This is a genomic window from Pseudomonas jessenii, assembly GCF_002236115.1.
Lineage (GTDB): Bacteria > Pseudomonadota > Gammaproteobacteria > Pseudomonadales > Pseudomonadaceae > Aquipseudomonas > Aquipseudomonas jessenii.
The window spans coordinates 368,133-389,334 of the sequence record NZ_NIWT01000006.1; the positions used below are offsets into that span (position 1 = coordinate 368,133).

General features: G+C 60.1%; 12 protein-coding genes and 2 pseudogenes. 6 read left to right on the plus strand and 8 right to left on the minus strand.

Features of this window, described 5'->3' with window-relative positions; all coding sequences use genetic code 11:
* Positions 1 to 29 precede the first annotated feature (29 nt).
* The 3 genes and pseudogenes from PSJE_RS21815 to PSJE_RS32270 form a co-directional block, all read right to left on the minus strand.
* Complete coding sequence (locus tag PSJE_RS21815) at positions 30 to 1,772, minus strand: potassium/proton antiporter (protein WP_057712307.1); 1,743 nt, start codon at positions 1,770 to 1,772, stop codon at positions 30 to 32.
* A 282-nt stretch (positions 1,773 to 2,054) separates the two neighbouring features.
* A complete protein-coding gene (locus tag PSJE_RS32265; RefSeq protein ID WP_371319461.1) occupies positions 2,055 to 2,927 on the minus strand; it encodes a methyl-accepting chemotaxis protein in 873 nt (290 codons plus the stop codon).
* Positions 2,910 to 3,680, minus strand: a pseudogene (locus PSJE_RS32270) (MCP four helix bundle domain-containing protein); the annotation flags it as partial. The gene PSJE_RS32265 and the pseudogene PSJE_RS32270, both read right to left, overlap by 18 nt.
* Positions 3,681 to 4,066: 386 nt before the next feature.
* Between PSJE_RS32270 and PSJE_RS21825 the strand changes: the two are divergent.
* The 4 genes and pseudogenes from PSJE_RS21825 (at position 4,067) to PSJE_RS32280 (ending at position 6,634) form a co-directional block, all read left to right on the plus strand.
* Positions 4,067 to 4,297, plus strand: coding sequence for a hypothetical protein (locus tag PSJE_RS21825; protein WP_090452750.1), 231 nt, complete (start codon positions 4,067 to 4,069; stop codon positions 4,295 to 4,297).
* Complete coding sequence (locus PSJE_RS21830) at positions 4,294 to 4,596, plus strand: cell division protein ZapA (RefSeq protein WP_057712304.1); 303 nt, start codon at positions 4,294 to 4,296, stop codon at positions 4,594 to 4,596. The genes PSJE_RS21825 and PSJE_RS21830 overlap by 4 nt, the downstream gene beginning before the upstream one ends.
* 145 nt (positions 4,597 to 4,741) lie before the next feature.
* Positions 4,742 to 5,770: pseudogene (locus PSJE_RS32275) on the plus strand (HAMP domain-containing protein); the annotation flags it as partial.
* A 132-nt stretch (positions 5,771 to 5,902) separates the two neighbouring features.
* On the plus strand, positions 5,903 to 6,634 hold the full coding sequence (locus PSJE_RS32280) for a methyl-accepting chemotaxis protein (protein ID WP_408003797.1): 732 nt from the start codon (positions 5,903 to 5,905) through the stop codon (positions 6,632 to 6,634).
* A gap of 142 nt (positions 6,635 to 6,776) precedes the next feature.
* Here PSJE_RS32280 and PSJE_RS21840 read toward each other — a convergent pair whose 3' ends face one another.
* Positions 6,777 to 8,579: an acyl-CoA dehydrogenase gene (locus PSJE_RS21840; RefSeq protein ID WP_090452753.1), complete on the minus strand. Its 1,803-nt coding sequence runs from the start codon at positions 8,577 to 8,579 to the stop codon at positions 6,777 to 6,779.
* A 257-nt stretch (positions 8,580 to 8,836) separates the two neighbouring features.
* Positions 8,837 to 12,787, minus strand: coding sequence for a trifunctional transcriptional regulator/proline dehydrogenase/L-glutamate gamma-semialdehyde dehydrogenase (gene putA, locus PSJE_RS21845; protein ID WP_090452755.1), 3,951 nt, complete (start codon positions 12,785 to 12,787; stop codon positions 8,837 to 8,839).
* Between the two features lie 461 nt (positions 12,788 to 13,248).
* Between putA and putP the strand changes: the two genes are divergently transcribed.
* Positions 13,249 to 14,733, plus strand: coding sequence for a sodium/proline symporter PutP (putP, locus tag PSJE_RS21850; RefSeq protein ID WP_090452757.1), 1,485 nt, complete (start codon positions 13,249 to 13,251; stop codon positions 14,731 to 14,733).
* 179 nt (positions 14,734 to 14,912) lie between these two features.
* Positions 14,913 to 15,752, plus strand: a complete 840-nt coding sequence (locus PSJE_RS21855) for a 23S rRNA (adenine(2030)-N(6))-methyltransferase RlmJ (protein ID WP_057712298.1) — start codon at positions 14,913 to 14,915, stop codon at positions 15,750 to 15,752.
* 110 nt (positions 15,753 to 15,862) lie between these two features.
* Here the strand turns inward: PSJE_RS21855 and msrA are convergent, their stop codons facing one another.
* The 3 genes from msrA to PSJE_RS21870 all read right to left on the minus strand — a co-directional run bounded on the left by msrA (position 15,863) and on the right by PSJE_RS21870 (position 21,055).
* On the minus strand, positions 15,863 to 16,513 hold the full coding sequence (gene msrA / locus PSJE_RS21860; protein ID WP_090452759.1) for a peptide-methionine (S)-S-oxide reductase MsrA: 651 nt from the start codon (positions 16,511 to 16,513) through the stop codon (positions 15,863 to 15,865).
* Positions 16,514 to 16,732: 219 nt separating this feature from the next.
* Positions 16,733 to 19,426, minus strand: a complete 2,694-nt coding sequence (locus PSJE_RS21865) for a putative bifunctional diguanylate cyclase/phosphodiesterase (protein ID WP_090452761.1) — start codon at positions 19,424 to 19,426, stop codon at positions 16,733 to 16,735.
* A gap of 234 nt (positions 19,427 to 19,660) precedes the next feature.
* Complete coding sequence (locus PSJE_RS21870) at positions 19,661 to 21,055, minus strand: alkaline phosphatase D family protein (protein ID WP_090452763.1); 1,395 nt, start codon at positions 21,053 to 21,055, stop codon at positions 19,661 to 19,663.
* Positions 21,056 to 21,202: the final 147 nt, after the last annotated feature.

Sequence of the window (21,202 nt, forward strand, 5' to 3'; positions counted from 1 at the left end):
CCGGTCAAGCAAGTGATAGTGGAAGCAGTTTAGAGGAAGAGTCCGGGACCCGGGCGACTTCCTTCGGGGAATCTGACGCCCACTTTACCGATCTTGTTCCCGTCCATGACGGCCACGGTCCAAATGGTGTTGTTCCATTCCACCTGGTCACCCACCACCGGCGCACCGCCAACCTTCTGGGCAATGAAATGGCCCAGGGACATGTCCGGATCGATGCCTTCGACCTTCAGGCCATAGAGGGCCGCAACCGCGGCCAGCTGGGCGTCTCCTTCGAGTACGAAGTCGCCGAAGAAGCGCAGATCGAGGCCCCGTTGTGGCGCCTGGCTGAAGAGTTTTCCGAGGGCTGGCAGGTTGTGTTCATGGCCGATAACACACAGCAAATCATCGACTTCCAGCACCGTACTACCCGACGGATGGAGCAATTGCTGGCCACGAAACAGGGCGGCGATACGGGTGCCTTCGGGCATATTCAGCTCGCGAAGGGGCGAACCGATGCACCATTTTTCCGCGCCCAGGCGATAGACGAACAGTTCCCACTCGCTGGTGACGTGCACTTCCAGGGCCGAGCGGGAGATGGGTGCAGGCTCCGGGGGCACCGTCACCTTCAGCAGCTTGGCGACCCACGGCAGGCTCGTGCCCTGAACCAGTAGCGATACCAGCACGATAAAGAACGCGAGGTTGAAGTAGAGCTGAGCGTTGGGCAGGCCGGCCATCAGCGGGAACACCGCGAGAATGATCGGGACCGCGCCGCGCAAGCCGACCCAGGAAATGAACGCCTTCTCGCGACCATGGAATGCCTTGAACGGCAGCAGGCCAACTATCACCGACAGTGGCCGGGCAAACAGAATCATCCACAGCGCCAGGGCCAGTGCCGGCAAGGCGATAGGCAGCAGGTCGTGGGGCGTCACCAGCAGCCCCAGCACCAGGAACATGCCGATCTGCGCCAGCCAGGCCATGCCGTCGAGCATGTGCAGGATGCCGTGGCGGCTGCGCACCGGACGGTTGCCGATCACCAGGCCGCAGATGTATACCGCCAGGAAGCCACTGCCGTGCAGGGCGTTGGTCAGCGCAAACACCACCAGGCCGCCGGCAATCACCAGGATCGGATACAGGCCGGTGGCCAGGTTGATGCGATTGACCAGTTGCAGCATGAGCCAGCCACCGCCCAGGCCGATGACTCCGCCGATGCCGAATTCGCGCAGCAAGTGGGTCAGCAGGCTCCAGTGCAGGCCGGTCTGGCCGCTGGCAAGCATGTCGATCAGGGTGACGGTGAGAAACACTGCCATCGGGTCGTTGCTGCCGGATTCGATCTCGAGGCTGGCGGTTACCCGTTCGTTCAGGCCCTTGCCGCCAAGCAGCGAGAACACCGCGGCGGCGTCGGTAGAACCGACGATGGCGCCGATCAGCAGGCCTTGAATCAGGTTCAAGTCGAACAGCCAGGCGGCCGCCATGCCGGTCAGCCCGGTGGTAATCAACACCCCGACCGTCGCCAGCGACAGCGCCGGCCATAACGCCACGCGAAAACTCGATACCCGGGTGCGCAAGCCGCCGTCGAGCAGGATCACCGCCAGCGCGAGGTTGCCCACCAGATAAGCCGTGGGGTAGTTATCAAAAAGAATGCCGGCGCCATCGACACCGGCCGCCATGCCGACGGCCAGGATGATCACCAGAATCGGGATGCCGAGACGGGACGAAAGTGAGCTCACCAGAATGCTCGCACCTACCAGCAACGCGCCGATCAAGAACAGGCTGTTGATGGTCGTCGCATTCAAAGGCAGTACTCCAGAAAGCTGAAAGGCGGGCGCAAACTGACCATGCAGTCTGCGTGCCAGCGATTCTAACCTGTTGAAATGTGATGCTGTCAAAAAGCTTTTTGCAGGCGATTCTTCACGCCGGGTGAAATCATTGTGGCGAGGGGGCTTGCCCCCGTTCGGCTGCGAAGCAGTCGTAAATCCGGTAGATGCGATTTAATGGATGTACGCGGTTAACAGGGAAGGGGCCGCTGCGCAGCCCCACGGGGGCAAGCCCCCTCGCCACAGAGTCAGCGGTGCTCGTTAAAGGCTAAACCGCCCAACCAGGGTGTTCAGGTCTACCGCCAGGCGCGACAGTTCATTGCTCGCCGCACTCGTCTGATTCGCCCCGGTGGCCGACTGCACCGACAGGTCACGGATGTTAACCAGGTTGCGATCCACTTCACGGGCCACCTGTGCCTGTTCTTCAGCGGCGCTGGCGATCACCAGGTTGCGCTCGTTGATTTCGACGATGGCGCTGTTGATGGTGTCCAGCGACATCCCGGCGCCGCGGGCGATGTTCAGGGTCGATTCGGCGCGTTCGGTGCTGTTGCGCATCGAATCCACCGCGTGCTCGGTGCCGCTCTGGATGCTGCCGATCATGCGTTCGATCTCGCTGGTCGACTGCTGGGTGCGGTGAGCCAGGGCACGTACCTCGTCGGCCACCACTGCAAAACCACGACCGGCCTCACCGGCGCGCGCGGCTTCGATGGCGGCGTTCAAGGCCAGCAGGTTGGTCTGGTCGGCCAGGCCACGGATCACATCCAGTACCTTGCCGATGTCACGGGACTCGTTGGCCAGGTCGCCGATCAGGGTCGCGGTGCTCTGCACGTCGGCGCTCATGCGTTCGATGGCGCTGACGGTTTCCTGCACCAGGTCACGGCCGTCACCGGCAGATGTGGTGGCGTTCTTCGAGGCCTCGGACGTGCTGACCGCGTTGCGCGCGACTTCTTCCACGGCGCTGGTCATTTCGTTGACTGCGGTGGCAGCCTGTTCGATTTCGTTGTTCTGCCGGGTCAGGCCACGGGCGCTTTCGTCGGTGACGCTGTTGAGTTCTTCGGCAGCGGATGCAAGTTGCGTGGCCGAGCCGGAAATGCGCTGCAGTGTGTCGCGCAGTTTTTCCTGCATCTTCGACATGGCCAGCAGCAAACGGCCGGCTTCATCCTGGCCGTCAACGGTGATCGGGCGCGTCAGGTTGCCTTCGGCAATCTGTTCGGCGGCGCCCAGGGCATTGGCGATCGGTTGGGTGATGCTGTTGGTCAGCAACCAGGCGAGCAGCAGCGTCAAGGCGGTGGCGATCACCAACAGGGTGATTACCAGGTTGAACGCCGAATCGTATTGATCCGCCGACTGCTGGTTGGTGTCGTGGCTCTGCTGGGTATTGATCTCCAGCAGGCGGTTCAGCACGGTGTTGACCGCTTCGGAGTTGTTGAGCAAATCGGTGTTGAGCAGGCTGCGCAATTCATCGATCTGATTATTGCGCGACAGGGTCTTCATCCTGTCTTCGATCTGGCGGTATTGGCCCAGCAGCTGTACGTATTGATCGTAGGTTGCGCGTTCCTGTGGGCTGGCGATCAGCTTTTCGTAGGTTGCCTGGGCGGTGCGAATCTGCTGGTTGCGCGTCTCCAGCAATTCCATGGTTTTCTGCTGCACATCAGGCTCGCGGTTCACCAGCAAGCGATAGGACAACACGCGCAGGCGCAAGGTGAGCTGGGTGAAGTCGTCCAGGCTCTTGATGCTCGGCACACTGTTGTTGGTGATGTTCTCGGCCGCGCCACGGATCTTGCTCATCTGATTCAAGGCAAACACCCCCAGAACCATCATCAAGCCGCCAATCAGGGCAAAGCTGAGGAACGCCCGAGGGGCGATATTCATATTACGAAGGGACATGGCAATCACCGAAAAGAGCGCATCCGTGCGGGGCTGAGGCTGCTGTATGGATGACTTATCGGTCGCCGGACTGAAGTCTTGAGTCCTTGCGCGTTTTTACTGCGACCGGGTGGTTACCTTTTAGGAGCGAGCCCGCTCGCGAAAAACGCATGGACAACGCAATCATTCAGACAGGGCGCGATATCGTTCGCGTCCATCGCGAACAAGCTCGCTCCTGCATAGGCGGGCGACGAAGTGCAGGAACCAGATCGGGGTATCACAGTCTCTACAGTTCGCGAGAAAGGTCACTCGTCAGCAAAATCAAGGCTTTGCGCCTGTATAACCCTGGCATCCAGGGTGACTTTTCTTTATCGTACGCGCCCTTTGAAAAAGCCCGGAAAATCAAAATGTTGGAAGCATCCCTAAGCCAATTGGAACAACTGGTCAGTGACCTGGTGCAACAGAACCAGACGTTGCTCGGCACCAACCAGACCCTGACCGCAGAACTGGCCCAGGCCAAGGATGAAAACGAAAGCCTGCAACTGAACCTGATGGAGCAGGAAGAGAAGCAAGGCGCCACGGCGGCTCGCATCCAGGCCCTAGTTGAGCGCGTCAGCGCAGGCCCTGTCAGCGCATGAGTTACAACGCCGCAGGGGTAAAAGTCGTCTCGATCCTGGGGGAGGACTATTCGATCAAGGCACCGGCCGGGGAAGAACAGACCCTGCTGGACGCCGCGATGATGTTGAAGGCAGCCCTGGCCGAAACCAAGAGGAAGTACCCGACGCTGATCGGTGACCGACTGCTGGTGCTGGCGGCGATGAATCTGTGCTCCCAGCAGATCGAAATGCAGAAACAGCACAAGCTCGACCTCGACCGTTACCAAGAGCAAGTCAGCGCCACGGTTGAAGTGATTTCCAAGACGATCAATCAGGCCTGATCGGCTTTGCGCACAACCAAAGAATAAATTGTCGGTTGGTTTGTATACAATCGGCATGGCTGTTGCAGTGTTTCAGCCTCTTATTCTTTGGGGGTGCTCCATGCAGTTCTGGCGACGCAGTATTCAATGGCAGTTGATCCTGAGCATGGGCACCGCCCTGCTGGTCAGTATCCTGATCGTGGTTGGCATTTATACCCTGGTGGTCAACCGCCTCGCCCAGAGCTATCTGGTCGAGCAAGCCTTGCCGTCGAGCATCGAAGCGATGCGCAACGACATCGAGCGGATCCTCGTCCAACCCCTTACCGCCGCCAAGGACATCGCCAGCAACAGCATGGTGCGCGACTGGCTGGCCGGGGGTGAGGACAGCGCCAAGACCGCCAGCTTCGCGCAGTATCTGGAAGGCATTCGCGCCGAGCACAAAGCCTTTACCGCGCTGATCATCGGCACCGCGTCCAGCCATTACATTACCGAAAAAGGCCTGGATCGCACCCTCAGTCGTTCCAATCCCAAAGACGCCTGGTTCTACTCGTTCCTCGACAGCAACCAGCCGCGCACCCTCAATATCGACATCGACACGGCCACCGGAGAACTGGCGCTGTTCATCGACCTCAAGGTCGAGCAGGCCGGTAAAGTCGTGGGCGTTGCCGGGCTTGGCCTGAGCATGAAAGAGCTGTCGGAGCTGATTCACAATTTCAGCTTCGGAGAGCGCGGCAAGGTCTATCTCGTGCGTTCCGACGGTTTGATCCAGGTTCACCCAGAGGCGCAATTCAGCGGCAAGCGCACCTTGACCGAGCAGATTGGCGAGTCAGCCGCGCAACCGGTCATGGGTCAAAAAACTGCCACCAACAGCAGCTTCCAGCGTGATGGCGAAGACTTTCTCGCGTTGAGTCTGCCTTTGCGCGATCTCGGCTGGACCCTGGTGGCCGAAGTGCCGCAATCACAGATTTACGCCGAAGCCCGACGCGCCATGTGGATGAGCAGCGGTATCGGCCTGGCGGTGGCGATTGTGTGTCTGTTGCTGGTGGTGGTGCTGGCCCGTGGGTTGGTACGCCCGATTCGTCAGGTAACAGCGGCATTGGTTGCCATTGGTAGCGGTGGTGGAGATTTGACCCAGCGGTTAGACTCCAGTCGCGCCGATGAACTGGGCGACCTGGCGCGCGGCTTCAATCGCTTTCTCGACAGCCAGCGCGACATGATCGGCGAGGTGCTGACCACCAGCGAGCGACTGCGCACCGCTGTCGGCCAGGTTGCACGGGTGGTGGATAACACCGCTGAGCGCTCCGGCCGCCAACAGGAAATGACCGACATGGTGGCAACCGCTGTCCATGAAATGGGCCTGACCGTTCAGGAAATCGCCCATAACGCCGGTAATGCGGCGCTCGCATCACAAACGGCTCGGGATGAGGCGATGCAGGCACGGGAAGTGGTGGGTGGCTCGATCCGCCATATCGAAAGCATGTCTGACGAAATCGGCGTCGCGGCCACAGCGGTGGGTGAACTGGCCCATCAAGTGGCGTCGATCGACCAGGTGCTGGCGGTGATTCGGGGGATTTCCGAGCAGACCAACCTGCTGGCGCTCAACGCCGCTATCGAAGCGGCGCGAGCCGGGGACATGGGGCGCGGGTTTGCCGTGGTGGCCGATGAAGTGCGGACTTTGGCGCGGCGTACGCAGGCATCTACCGATGAAATCCAGCAGATGATCGGCAGTCTCAAGCAAGGTGCGGAGAATGCGGTGTCGTCGATGCATTCCGGGCAAGCCGCGACCGGCACGGGTGTCGAGTCCAGCCAGCGTACCGGGGCTTCGTTGACCGCGATTACCGGGCAAGTGGAGCGCATCAGCGACATGAATCATCAGGTGGCGACGGCGACGGAAGAGCAATCGGCGGTGACCGAGGAGATCAACCGGAACGTACAGGGGATTTCTGACCTGGCGCGGGCGACGGCGGGGGAGGTCAGGGCCTGTCGGGAGGATTGTCAGACATTGCAGCGGTTGGCGGATGATTTGGCGCGGCAGATGGGTGGGTTCAAGCTGAGCTGATGTATTGATAGTGCTGACGCCATCGCGAGCAAGCTCGCTCCCACAGGGTTTGTGTGTTGAACACAAGATTTGTGGCCAACAGGGATTCCTGTGGGAGCGAGCTTGCTCGCGATTGGTTTTCAGCTACACCACAAAGGTTGGATCAGAACCACTCATTCTGCATGCCCAGGCACACATCATCCCGAGCCTCAAGAATTGCCAGCTCATGATGGCAACCCGGCACTTCCCACGTCAGGAAGTAGCGCGCCGCCTGCAGCTTGCCTTTATAGAAGGCCACATCCGCCGCATTACCCTTGGCCAAACCTTCCTCGGCACGAATCGCCTGTTCCAGCCAGCGCCAGCCGATCACCGTGTGACCAAACACTTTCAGGTACAGCGCCGAGTTCGCCAGGCTGCTGTTGACCTTGCCTTGGGCCAGATCAGTCAGCAGGCCGATGGTCACGGCTTGGAGGCGTGCCACCAGTTTCTCCAGGGGCTCGCGCAGCGGCGTCAATGAATCAAACGCCTGTGCTCGTTCGCCAGTGTCGGCGATCAGGCGGATCAGTTGCTTGAGCCCCGCGCCACCGTTCTGCGCCAGTTTGCGGCCCAAAAGGTCCAGCGACTGAATACCGTGGGTGCCTTCGTGGATCGGGTTCAGGCGGTTGTCGCGGTAGTACTGCTCCACCGGGTACTCACGGGTATAACCGTGGCCGCCGAGGATCTGGATCGCCAGTTCGTTGGCCTTCAGGCAGAACTCTGACGGCCAGGATTTGACGATCGGTGTCAGTAAATCCAGCAGTTCATGGGCCTGTTTGCGTTCGGCTTCGGTCGCAAGCGTGGTGGTGTCATCGAACAGTCGCGCCGCATAAAGACCCAAGTCAAACGAGCCTTCGACGTAAGCCTTTTGCGTCAACAGCATGCGTTTCACGTCGGCATGCTGAATGATCGCCACTGGTGCAGTGTTCGGGTCCTTGCTGTCTGGCACGCGTCCCTGCGGACGCTCGCGGGCGTATTCCAGCGAGTACAGATAGCCGGCGTAGCCAAGCATCACCGCGCCCATGCCGACGCCGATCCGGGCCTCGTTCATCATCTGGAACATGTAACTCAAGCCATGGTGCGGCTTGCCCACCAGATAGCCGACGCACTCACCGTTATCGCCGAAATTCAGTGCGGTGGAGGTGGTGCCGCGCCAGCCCATCTTGTGGAACAGCCCAGCCAGCAGCACGTCATTGCGCTTGCCCAGGCTGCCGTCATCGTTGACCAGGAACTTGGGCACGATGAACAGCGAAATGCCCTTCACCCCGGCCGGTGCGTCCGGCAGCTTGGCCAGCACCATGTGCACGATGTTTTCCGACAGCGGATGATCGCCACCGGAGATGAAAATCTTGTTGCCCTTGAGGCGATAGGTGCCGTCAGACGCAGGTTCTGCGCGTGTACGAATATCCGACAGCGATGAGCCTGCGTGGGGTTCGGTCAGGGCCATAGTGCCGAAGAAACGGCCATCGATCATCGGTTGCAGGAAGCGGCGCTTCTGCTCTTCAGTGCCGAAGCTCTCGATCAGGTTCGCCGCGCCCATGGTCAGGAACGGGTACGACGTCGAAGCCGCGTTGGCCGATTGAAAGTGCGCGAAGCAGGCCTGGGACAGCAGCGTAGGAAGCTGCATGCCGCCAGCGTCGAAACTGCGCGCGGCGTTGAGGAAGCCGGCTTCGAGGAAGGCGTCTACCGCCGGTTTCACTTCCGGAATCAGAATCGCCTGACCGTTCTCGTAGCGCGGCTCGTTCTCGTCGCCCTTGCGGTTGTGCGGGGCGAAGAACTTCTCGGCGATGTTGCGGGCGGTGCCAATGGCGGCATCGAAGGTTTCGCGGTTGTGCTCGGCGAAACGCTCACGCTGGGTCAGGCCCTCGGCATCAAGGACTTCATACAGCTCGAAAGCCAGATTACGGGAACTGAGCAACGTCTCGGACATGGCGGCCTACCTTTTATTGGAATGGGCCGAGTCTAGGCTTGTGAATTTATGCTGAATAGCATGATTGATGAGCGTGATGGTGGGGCAGAGCAGAGCCTTAGCAGGAGCTACAAAACAACTGTGGGAGCGAGCTTGCTCGCGATGGCGGCAGATCAGTCAATATGGAAGGTGACTGATGGATCGCTATCGCGAGCAAGCTCGCTCCCACAGGGGGATTGCATACCGGGCGGCCAATGCGGCAGCCCGGCTTATCGGTTTTAGCCGATGGTCATCAAACTGGCATTACCACCCGCCGCAGCGGTGTTGACGCTCAATGCACGCTCAATCACCAGACGCTCCAGCGCAATGTTGGTTTCGCCCTGCGACAGGCCCTGAACCCCAACGATGGCGCCGGCACGCTTGGCAACCTGCTGGCACACCGCACGCAACTGGTCGGAATGGCCGTGATGCAGAACCGCATCAAACACCACTTCGTCCTTGTTCCAGTCGGAAACCAGCTTGATGCGCGCCTGAATGTCCTTCGGCAGGCGTGCGAACAAGGCTTTGGTCATGTCAGCTTCCGGCCATACCGCCGAACCGCCGACAGCCAATACCGCCGCCAGTTGCGTCAGCAGGTCGCCTTCGACTTCCGCCAGGCACAGCACGTGTTCCCGTGGCAGGATCGCATAGCTGTTGCGTTCGCCGGTCGGGCCGGCCAGGAGGCGGGTGATACCGCTTTGCGATTGCGCGGCGAACTGCACGCACAGGGAGCTCAGGTCGGCGAACTTGTGGTTGTCGGCCCAGGCTTTCAAGGCGGTCAGCGGCTTGCTCATGGCATCGCGCAGACGAACGTCCGGTGCCGCGGCGGCATCGCCGCGAGCGAAGGATTGTTCGATCGCATCCGCAGGGCGGGTCGACAGCAGGCGGTACAGGTACAGCGGGCCGCCGGCTTTCGGGCCGGTACCCGACAGGCCTTCGCCGCCGAATGGCTGCACGCCTACTACTGCGCCAACAATGTTGCGGTTGACGTAGACGTTACCGGCGTTGACGTTGTCGATCACCTTGGCAATGGTCTCGTCGATGCGGGTGTGCACGCCCAGGGTCAGGCCGTAGCCGGAAGCGTTGATCTGACCGATCAGTTGATCGATGTCCTTGCGCTTGTAGCGAACCACGTGCAGCACCGGGCCGAAGATCTCCCGCTGCAGTTCGTCGAAGCTTTCCAGTTCGATCAGTGTCGGCATCACGAAGGTGCCGCGTTTGACTTCTTCGGCGTCGGCGATGGCCACCTGGTACACACTGCGACCTTTGTCGCGCATGGCCTGGATGTGCTTCTCGATGCCAGCCTTGGCTTCGGCGTCGATCACCGGGCCGATGTCCACGGACAGACGCTCAGGGTTGCCGAGACGGCTTTCAGCCATCGCGCCCTTGAGCATTTCGATGACGCGGTCGGCGGAATCTTCCTGCAAGCACAGTACACGCAGAGCCGAACAACGCTGGCCGGCGCTGTCGAACGCCGAGGACACCACGTCGATCACAACCTGTTCGGTCAGTGCCGAGGAGTCGACGATCATCGCGTTCTGGCCACCGGTTTCGGCGATCAGCGGGATTGGACGACCCTGGCTGTCCAGGCGGCCGGCGATGTTGCGTTGCAGCAAGCGCGCGACTTCGGTGGAACCGGTGAACATCACGCCTTTGACGCGATCGTCGCCGACCAGGCCGGCACCGACGGTTTCGCCACGGCCCGGCAGCAGTTGCAGCACGCCTTCCGGGATGCCGGCTTCGAGCATCAGGCGCACGGCCTGAGCGGCGACCAGCGGCGTTTGTTCCGCAGGCTTGGCCAATACCGGGTTACCAGCGGCCAATGCAGCAGCCACCTGACCACTGAAGATCGCCAGCGGGAAGTTCCACGGGCTGATGCATACGACTGGGCCCAACGGACGGTGAGCGTCATTGGTGAAATCGTTGCGTGCCTGCACCGCGTAATAACGCAGGAAATCCACGGCTTCACGCACTTCGGCGATGGCGTTGGCGAAAGTCTTGCCGGCTTCGCGGGCCAGCAGGCCCATCAGCGGCTGGATCTCGGCTTCCATCAGATCGGCGGCACGTTCCAGGATCGCGGCGCGCTCGGCGGGCGGCGTGGCCTGCCAGATCGGTGCAGCGTTGAGGGCGCACTGGATCGCGTTGTCGACGTCTTCGACGGTCGCTTCCTGCACATGACCGACCACGTCACGCAGATCGGACGGGTTCAAGACCGGTGCCGGGGCTTCGCTGCTGGAAGCGCAACCGAGCATCGGCGCCGCTTTCCAGTGGTTGTGTGCGGTTGCGAGAAGCGCGCAGGACAGGGATGCCAAACGATGTTCGTTGGCCATGTCGATGCCGCTGGAGTTGGCGCGCTCGGAACCATACAGGTCACGCGGCAGCGGAATGCGCGGGTGCGGCAGGCCGAAACCACCTTCCACGGTCGCCATTTGCTCGATGCTGGCTACCGGATCGGCCACCAGTTCCTGGATCGAAATCGACTGGTCGGCAATACGGTTGACGAACGAAGTGTTCGCGCCGTTTTCCAGCAGGCGACGCACCAGGTAGGCCAGCAGGGTTTCGTGGGTGCCGACTGGAGCGTACACGCGGCACGGACGGTTCAGCTTGCCTTCGGAAACTTTGCCTACAACCTGTTCGTACAGCGGTTCACCCATGCCGTGCAGGCACTGGAACTCGTACTGGCCCGGGTAATAGTTCTGACCGGCGATGTGATAAATGGCCGACAGGGTGTGGGCGTTGTGCGTGGCGAACTGCGGGTAGATGACTTCCGGTACCGACAGCAGCTTGCGGGCGCAAGCGATGTAGGACACGTCGGTGTACACCTTGCGGGTGTAGACCGGGTAGCCTTCCAGGCCTTCGACCTGGGCGCGTTTGATTTCGCTGTCCCAGTACGCGCCTTTTACCAGGCGGATCATCAGGCGATGACGGCTGCGGCGAGCCAGGTCGATCACGTAGTCGATCACGTACGGGCAACGCTTCTGGTAAGCCTGGATCACGAAACCAATGCCGTTCCAGCCAGTCAGTTGCGGCTCGAAGCACAGGCGCTCGAGCAGATCCAGTGACAGCTCCAGGCGATCGGCCTCTTCGGCGTCGATGTTCAGGCCGATGTCATATTGCTTGGCCAGCAGGGTCAGCGACAGCAGGCGCGGGTACAGCTCGTCCATCACGCGCTCGTATTGGGCGCGGCTGTAACGCGGGTGCAGGGCGGACAGCTTGATCGAGATGCCCGGGCCTTCATAAATCCCGCGACCGTGGGAGGCTTTGCCGATCGAGTGGATGGCTTGTTCGTACGAGGCCAGGTACTTCTGCGCGTCGTGCTCGGTGAGTGCGGCTTCACCCAGCATGTCGTAGGAATAGCGGAAACCTTTGGTTTCGAACTTGCTGGCGTTGGCTAGGGCTTCGGCGATGGTTTCGCCGGTCACGAACTGCTCGCCCATCAGGCGCATGGCCATGTCGACGCCCTTGCGGATCATCGGCTCGCCGCTCTTGCCGATGATGCGGCTCAGGGACGAAGTCAGGCCGGCTTCGTTGTGGGTCGACACCAGTTTGCCGGTCAGCAGCAAACCCCAGGTGGCGGCGTTGACGAACAGCGACGGGCTGTTGCCCAGGTGCGGCTGCCAGTTGCCGGTGCTGATCTTGTCGCGGATCAGGGCGTCGCGGGTGCCTTTGTCCGGGATGCGCAGCAGCGCTTCGGCCAGGCACATCAGCGCCACACCTTCCTGGGACGACAGGGAGAATTCCTGCAGCAGGCCCTGGACGATGCCGGCACGGCCGCCAGCGCTCTTCTGGTTGCGCAGTTTTTCAGCAATCGAGGCGGCGAGTTTGTTGGTGGCTTCGGCCATCGGTGCCGGCAGGCGAGCCTGCTCGATCAGCATCGGCACGACTTCCGGCTCAGGGCGACGGTAGGCGGCGGTGATCGAGGCGCGCAGTACCGATTGCGGCAGGATGCTTTCGGCGAATTCGAGGAAACACTGGTGGGCGTGATCCAGAGGCGCGTCGACGGAGTCGTCGGAATCCTTGGTCGAACCGTTCAGCTCGGACAGGGTTGCACCACCCTCGAGTTTTTCCAGGTAATTGAAGATTGCCTGCTTGATCAGCCAGTGCGGCGTGCGATCAATCGAGGTCGCGGCGGCCTTGAGGCGTTCGCGGGTCGGGTCGTCAAGTTTGACCCCAAGGGTGGTGGTAGCCATGTTTTTATCCTCATGTTTGCCACGACTGCGTGGCATCAGCTGGCGGCAAGATTAGCCGTGCGACTGTTGAGGTGCAACCGGGTGCAACCCTTTTTTTGTCGGAATATTACGCAGCTCGTCAGGAAATAAATTCTGGTACGGCGGTGCTGCCTTTGCTTGGTGCTTTTTAGGGTGGTTGGCCCGAGTTCTTGCTCCGAAAAGGAGCAAAAAACCGGGTTTGAAATTTATTTCCGACTGGGTGCAACTTATTCTCAAGAAACTGGTTGCACCTTATTTGCTTTGTTGAATAGCATTCGCGCCCAAGGTGCAACCCGGTCGAAACCCGGGTGCTCCGGCTGATGGCTTTCCTGGGGAAACATCAGTCATAAATGCGCGGGAATCCGGATCGTCTGTCAAACGTATGCGTTTGCGAGCGGTTCACCAGCCGCAGCTACATAAAAACAAAGCCAGGGCGTAACTTAATGAGCGTAAGCAATCCAACCCTGATCACGTTCGTGATCTACATCGCAGCAATGGTGCTGATCGGCTTGATGGCCTATCGCTCCACCAACAACCTTTCCGACTACATTCTGGGCGGTCGTAGCCTGGGCAGCGTCGTGACCGCACTGTCCGCCGGTGCCTCCGACATGAGCGGCTGGTTGTTGATGGGCTTGCCCGGCGCGATCTACATGTCCGGTCTGTCCGAAAGCTGGATCGCCATCGGCCTGATCGTCGGCGCCTACCTGAACTGGCTGTTCGTCGCCGGCCGTCTGCGTGTGCAGACCGAGCACAACGGTGATGCACTGACCCTGCCGGACTACTTCGCCAGCCGTTTCGAAGACAAAAGCGGTCTGCTGCGGATCATCTCCGCGGTCGTGATCCTGGTGTTCTTCACCATCTACTGCGCTTCCGGCATCGTGGCCGGCGCCCGTCTGTTCGAAAGCACCTTCGGCATGTCCTACGAGACTGCGCTGTGGGCCGGTGCTGCGGCGACGATTGCCTACACCTTTATCGGTGGTTTCCTGGCCGTGAGCTGGACCGATACCGTACAAGCCACCCTGATGATCTTCGCGTTGATCCTGACGCCGGTTATCGTGTTGCTGGCCACCGGCGGCGTAGACACCACTTTCCTGGCCATCGAAGCGCAAGATCCAAGCAACTTCGACATGCTCAAGGGCACCACCTTCATCGGCATCATCTCGCTGATGGGTTGGGGTCTGGGCTACTTCGGCCAGCCGCATATCCTGGCGCGTTTCATGGCTGCCGATTCGGTTAAATCGATCGCCAACGCCCGTCGCATTTCCATGACCTGGATGATCCTGTGCCTGGGCGGCACCGTGGCAGTCGGCTTCTTCGGTATCGCCTACTTCTCGGCGCACCCGGACGTGGCTGGCGCAGTCACCGAGAACCACGAGCGTGTGTTCATCGAACTGGCCAAGATCCTGTTCAACCCATGGATCGCGGGTATCCTGCTGTCGGCCATTCTGGCTGCCGTCATGAGCACCCTGAGCTGCCAGTTGCTGGTGTGCTCGAGCGCCCTGACCGAAGACTTCTACAAGACCTTCCTGCGTAAATCCGCTTCGCAGCTGGAACTGGTGTGGGTCGGCCGTGCCATGGTGTTGTTGGTTGCCCTGGTGGCGATCGCCCTGGCGTCCAACCCGGAAAACCGTGTACTGGGTCTGGTGAGCTACGCCTGGGCCGGTTTCGGTGCCGCATTCGGTCCGGTCGTGCTGATCTCCGTGATCTGGAAAGACATGACCCGCAACGGCGCACTGGCCGGTATCCTGATCGGCGCGATCACCGTGATCGTCTGGAAACACTTCGAACTGCTGGGCCTGTACGAAATCATCCCTGGTTTCATCTTCGCCAGCCTGGCGATCTACTTCGTCAGCAAAATGGGCACGCCGACTGCCGGCATGTTCCAGCGTTTTGCTGCTGCTGAGGCCGATTATCGCTTGAACAAGTGATCGGGATGAGTGCATGCGCTGACCCGATGACTTGAAAAAAATGGCCCGCGTCCTTTTGGACGCGGGGCATTTTTTTTGCATTTTCACTGCAGTGTTCTCCGCGGCTGACCCGCTCAGCCGCCAACCCCTGACTTGCCGGCCGGTAAAAGGTAAACTTCCCGGCCTTCGCAGGAGCAGCCATGAATTATCGTCACGCCTTCCATGCCGGCAATCACGCCGATGTGTTCAAACACCTGACCTTGACCCGCCTCATCGCCCTGATGTCGCGCAAGGAGCAGCCGTTTGCCTATCTCGATACCCACGCCGGCATCGGTCTGTATGACCTTCAGGGTGATCAGGCCAATCGTACCGGTGAGTACCTGGAAGGCATTGCGCGTTTGTGGGATCAGCCGGATCTGCCGATCCTGACCGCTGATTACATGCAGGTGCTGCACGAGATGAACCCGGATGGCCAGTTACGCTATTACCCGGGGTCGCCGGAGTTGGCGCGGCGTCTGACCCGTCCGCAGGATCGTGTGTTGCTCAACGAGAAGCACCCGGAAGATGGCGTGCTGCTCAAGGACAACATGGCCGGTGATCGCCGGGTCAAGGTTCACCTGGGTGAAGGCTGGCACGTGTCCCGGGCCTTGCTGCCGGTGCCGGAGAAGCGTGCGGTGATGTTGATCGATCCGCCGTTCGAGAAGCTCGACGAGATGCAGCGCTGTGCCGCGTCGTTGAAGGAAGCGATTGGCCGGATGCGTCAGACCGTGGCGGCAATCTGGTACCCGGTGAAGGATCAGCGCGCGCTGCGCCGCTTCTATCAGGACCTGGCCGGTACCGGTGCGCCGAAGTTGTTGCGGGTGGAGTTGCTGGTGCATCCATTGGATACGCCCAACAGCCTGAACGGTTCCGGGCTGGCGATCGCCAATCCGCCGTGGGGGCTGGAGGAAGAATTGCGTGAGCTGCTGCCGTGGTTGTCCGAGAAGCTTGGGCAGACCCAGGGTGGGTGGCGGATGGATTGGTTGATTGCCGAGAGTTGATCTGTAGGAGCGAGCTTGCTCGCGAAGGTCGTGAACGTTAACGCGTAAAACCGGATGCCCAGCGGCGTCCTTTGGTTTTTCGCGAGCGGGCTCGCTTCTACAGTCAGTTGTCAGATCGGGCAGGTCACGCCTGTGCCGCCAATTCCGCAGTAGCCTTCCGGATTTTTCGCCAGGTATTGCTGGTGATACGTCTCGGCAAAGTAGACGGTCGGGGCCTGGTCGATTTCGGTGCTGATTTCACCGAGACCGGCCTTGGACAGCTCGGCCTGGTAGGTTTCCTTGCTCTTGAGCGCCGCGTCCAGTTGTTCCGGGCTAGTGGCGTAGATCACCGAACGGTATTGGGTGCCGATGTCATTGCCCTGGCGCATGCCCTGCGTCGGGTTGTGCAGTTCCCAGAACATCGCCAGCAGTCCTTCGTAGCTGACCTTGGCCTTGTCATACACCACCAGCACCACTTCGGCGTGACCGGTCAGGCCCGAGCAGACTTCTTCGTAGGTCGGGTTCGGCGTGAAACCGCCGGCGTAGCCGACCACGGTGCTGACCACGCCTTCACGCTGCCAGAAGCGGCGTTCCGCGCCCCAGAAGCAGCCGAGGCCGAAGATCGCGAAGTCGACATCTTCGAAGAACGGGCCGAGCAAGGGGGTGTCTTTAAACACAAAGTGCTTTTCAGGCAGGGTCATCGCGGTTTCGCGGCCAGGCAGAGCTTGTTCTTTAGTAGGGAGCACGTTTTTGTTCACCAGAATTTCCGAGCGCAGAACCATGATCAGTCCTCTCAGTCAGGTTGGGTTGTAAATAAACAGACTGTCAGTGTGCCCAATACCTGCCCGATACGCACTACCCCTGTAGGGGTGAGCCTGCTCGCGATAGCGGTGTGTCGGTGTCATGGGGGGCTGACTGGTCCACCGCTATCGCGAGCAAGCTCGCTCCCACAGGTTTTTTGCCTGCCACAGAGTTTATGTCTGCCACAGGTTCTGTGTCTGTCAGGCGATTGGGCCACGCGGGTAGCGTTTGAGCTTGTCGATCAGCTCATTGCCCGGGATCGGACGGTCGAACAGGTAGCCCTGGCCGACGTCGCAGCGGTGACGGCGCAGGAACGACAACTGCTCGGCGGTTTCGATGCCTTCAGCCACGACCTTGAGTTTCAGGTTGTGGGCCATGGCGATCACCGCGGAGGTGATTTCCATGTCGTCCTGGTTGTCCGGGATTTCGTGGATAAAGCTTCGATCGATCTTGATGATGTCGATGGGGAATTTTTTCAAGTAACTGAGCGACGAGTAACCGGTGCCGAAGTCGTCCATGGCCAGGGTCAGGCCCAGGCGCTTGAGCTGGTCGAGCTGCAAGTGGGTGTCTTCGGTAGCCTCCAGCAGCAGGCCTTCGGTCAGCTCCAGCTCCAGCAAATGCGCCGGCAGGGCTTCTTCCTTGAGGATGTTGGCAATGGAGGCCACCAGGTCCGGGTCGGAAAACTGCTTGGGCGACAGGTTGATCGCCACTTGCAGGTTGCCCAGGCCGGCGGCGGTCAGCGCTTTGCTCATGCGGCAGGCCTGGCGGGCGATCCACTTGCCGATCGGAATGATCAGCCCGGTTTCCTCGGCGACGCTGATGAACTGATCCGGGCGGATCATGCCCTTTTCCGGATGGTCCCAGCGCAGCAGGGCTTCCATCCCCAGCAGGCGACCGCTGCGCAGGCACAGCTTGGGCTGGTAGAACACGTCGAGTTCGTTCTGGGTCAGGGCGCGGCGCAGGTTGTTTTCGACGAACAGCTTGTAGCTGGCCTCGGCGTTCAGCGCTTCGGTGAACACCTGCACCTGATGTTTGCCGTTGGCCTTGGCCTTGTGCAGCGCCAGCCCGGCATTGCGCATCAGGGTTTGCGGGTCGCGCCCGTGCAGTGGCGCACAGGCCAGGCCCACGGAGCCGGTGACGCTGATCAACTGGTTGTCGACGAACATCGGTTTGTCGAGGGTCGCCAGCAACTGGTTGGCCACTTGCTGGCCCGTCGTGAGGTCGCTGTTGTCCAGCAACACGGCGAATTCGTTACTGGCGAATCGCGCCAGGCTGCCGCTCGGGATCAGGCTGTTGCGCAGGCGCCGGGCCAGGCTGATCAGCAGTTTGTCGCCGGTCTGGTGGCCGAGGCTGTCGTTGATCCGCTTGAAGTTGTCGATGTCCACCAGCAACAGGCTGATCGGCGCGTCGCTGTCCCGAGCGAAGCGTTCATCGAGGTTGCGGATGAACGCCGGGCGGTTGCCGAGGTTGGTCAGGTTGTCGGTGTAGGCCAGGCGCTCGATACGTTGTTGGGCGAGCTTGGTCTGGGTGATGTCTTCGTAGATGCCGATGTAGTGGGTCAGCTCGCGGTTGTCGCCGTAAACCTTGGAGATCGACAATTGGCCCCAGTAGGGTTCGAGGTTTTTCCGGCGGCTCTTGAATTCACCTTGCCAACTGTTGCTCTTGGCCAGCGCCGAAGGTGCATCGAACAGCAGTTCGCTGAGGTTCTCCAGGGCCGGTAGTTCTGACAGCCGCTGACCGTGCACTTCTTCGGTGGAATATTGGGTGATCGCGGTGAAGCTCGGGTTGACGTATTCCACCACGCCATCGCAGTTGACCAGCAAAAAGGCGTTGGCACTTTGTTCGACCGCGCGCTGGAACAGGTGCAGGGCGCTGGTGGCGGTTCGCCGGTTGTGGTTGCTGATGACCTGGGCAAACTGGTCCGCCAGTTCTCCGGCGAACGCGATTTCATCCGACTGCCAGGCGCGGGTTGCCCCGGTTTGCTCCAGGCACAAAACGCCGACCACCTGGCCATCGACGCGGATACTGGCGTCGAGCATTGCGTTGACGTCCCGCGGGCGCAGGCTTTCGGCCATCTCCCGGGTGCGTGGGTCGCGCATGGCGTTATGGGCGTCGATGGCACGGCCGGTGTGCAGGGCGTCGAGGTAATCGGGGAAAAGACTGACGTCGATCGGTTGCGGCAGCAGGTATTCCTGATTCGTGCGGTGATAGGCCGAGATCGGCACCAGCATCGAGCCTTCGAGGTGCCACAGGCTGGCACTGTCGATTTCGTAGATGTCGCAGGCGCTGCGGGTGATCAGCTCGGCGGCTTCGCGCAAGGAGTTGTTGCTGCTGTAGCGTTGACGGGTGAGCAGCAGGATCAGATCCTGCTGGGCCCGCACCCGCTCCAGATGCAGCAGTTGCTCCTGCTGGGCACGCTGATTGAGTTCCAGGGCGATTTGCAGGCGCGAGTTCTGGGTTTCAAGGTCCATGGCCGGTTGCAGCGGGTCATCCTCGAACAGGCCGTCGATGACCAGCAGGTAGCCGCGCAACAGGTGTCGATTGTGTTGTTTGTAGGCTTCGCCCAGCTCCAGCAAAGTCAGGGAGCCAGCGGCGGTGTGCAGGGTATAGCGGATCAGGTAGTGCGGGCTTTCAGTCAGCTGTTGCTGGACTGCGTCGTGCAGTTGATAGCGCGCTAGCGGCTCCATCAGGCTGGCGTAGGGCGAGCCCACCAGCGCACACAGTTCCACGGCTGGCAGGCCGAACTGGCGTTCGCAATTGGGATCGAGAAACAGCAGCGCCCAGCTGGGTTCATTAAGCCGTTCGAAACGCAGCATGCCGAGCCGCGAGGGCACAGGCAACTGCGTCACTACCTCGGCCACCATACGGCTGGCGGCATCGGGCTGGCTTTTCATGGAGGGAAACTCGCTTCGAATATGCTGAACGCGCTGGGCTCTCGCCCTCTTTACTGTTGCCTGCGGCAAGGTTGCATCATTGCGACACCGACTGACAAGAGAGATGAAGGCCAAGTGCTATAAGAATATGTCGGCAGACGACAAGTTTTCTTCAGTCGGTGGCAAAAAGTATTGCCAGTCGCTGAAAAATCGCAGTTTTGCAAGTATTGCCAGTGACTGCGATCTGCTTCCGGGTCAGCGAATCGGGATGCCAATGGACTGCAAATGCTTGCCCTCCCGGTCGTGGAAATTCACCTGAAGCTGCCCGGCATCGACGACCAGGTGTGCAAAATTATCCTGGCTGATCACCTTGCTGGTCAGTTCATGTCGATAGTCGCCTGCGGCGGTGCGGACCAGGGGGTGATCGAGGACGAATGTGGCCGTCGTGGCATAGGGCAGCATTTTGCTGTTGCACAGCGGTGACGAGACGATGGTGTGGACCTCGAAGTCCGCATCCTCGCTGTGGCTCAGCCGACTGGTCAGCGAGCCGTGGACATCGCCGGAAATGAAGAAGACATTCTTGATGCGGTGTGTGCGAATGGTCTCCAGCAACCGTAGCCGTTGTTCTGGAAAGGCCTGCCAAGCGTCATCATCCGTGCGTTTGCGGTCAGGGTAGAACATGACACTGGTGACCACGAATTTGACCCGTGCCGGGCTGTGGATCAGCCAGTCGCACAAGGCTTGTTCCTGGGCTGCGTCGAGAATGCGTCGGTCAGTGGCCGACAGATTGCGTCGGGTCCGACTGTCGGTAACAAACCATTCGATATCACCTTCAGTAAATTGATACCAGTATTTGTCCAGTCGTTTATTTGTCAGTCCATCATCAGTTAGTGCATGGGCAGGACTATGACTGGCCTGATACAACTCATAGGCCCTGATTGCGTTTGCATATAAGTACTCATCGGACTTGCTCTTGTTGGCGGGCCAGTTGTCCTCTATTTCATGGTCGTCAAGGATCATGTAAGTGGGCAGATTGGACATTAACCTGGCGATATTTATCTGCGAAAACGCCACGCGATATTTATGGAGGATTTCCTTGAGTTCCCGATCAGGGGCAATAATGTTCAAGTCATCGACATAGATTTGGTCTCCCGTCATCACCAGCGCGCTGACGGGAGGACTGGCTTGCTCCACCAAACGTGAAATCGAAGCAAAGACTCTGTCACCCAGATGAGGGGCGGATGCTATGCCTGCGGTCATGCGCAGGTATCGGCAAGAGCCGACAATGTAGGCCCTTGGCAGGCTGGCCTGGCTGGAGCGGGTACGCAAGTGATAAACCTGCCGTGACCATTGCAGCGGCAGTTCCTTCACCGTGTCGACGGTGTGCGCCGGGCTGGTCAGGCTGAACCACCCGGCCTGATATTCATAGTCGGAGTCGGCAGACAGGTTGTTCAGCACGATAACTTCGCACATGTCGTGCTCGGGTTCGAGTTTCGCAAAGTTACCTTTTGACCAGTGATCTTCACCTTGTCGTCTATAGCGAATGCCAGCAAATGCCAAGGTGTCTTTGTTGTGTTCGCCGCGTAAAAAAATACGGGCGTGATTAGTTGTGGTGTGGCCAATAATCGGGCCGACAGTGGGTTTGAACATGTTTGAGTCCATTCGGCTGCTAATGAATTAGTCAGATGGTTGTTTCGGATGTAATAAGTAGTCTTCCAGCCAAGACTAGTTATTTGGCCCGAAAAAATATCTGGCAGAAATGGACTCGAGTTGTGGGCGGTATCAGCCACAAATGTA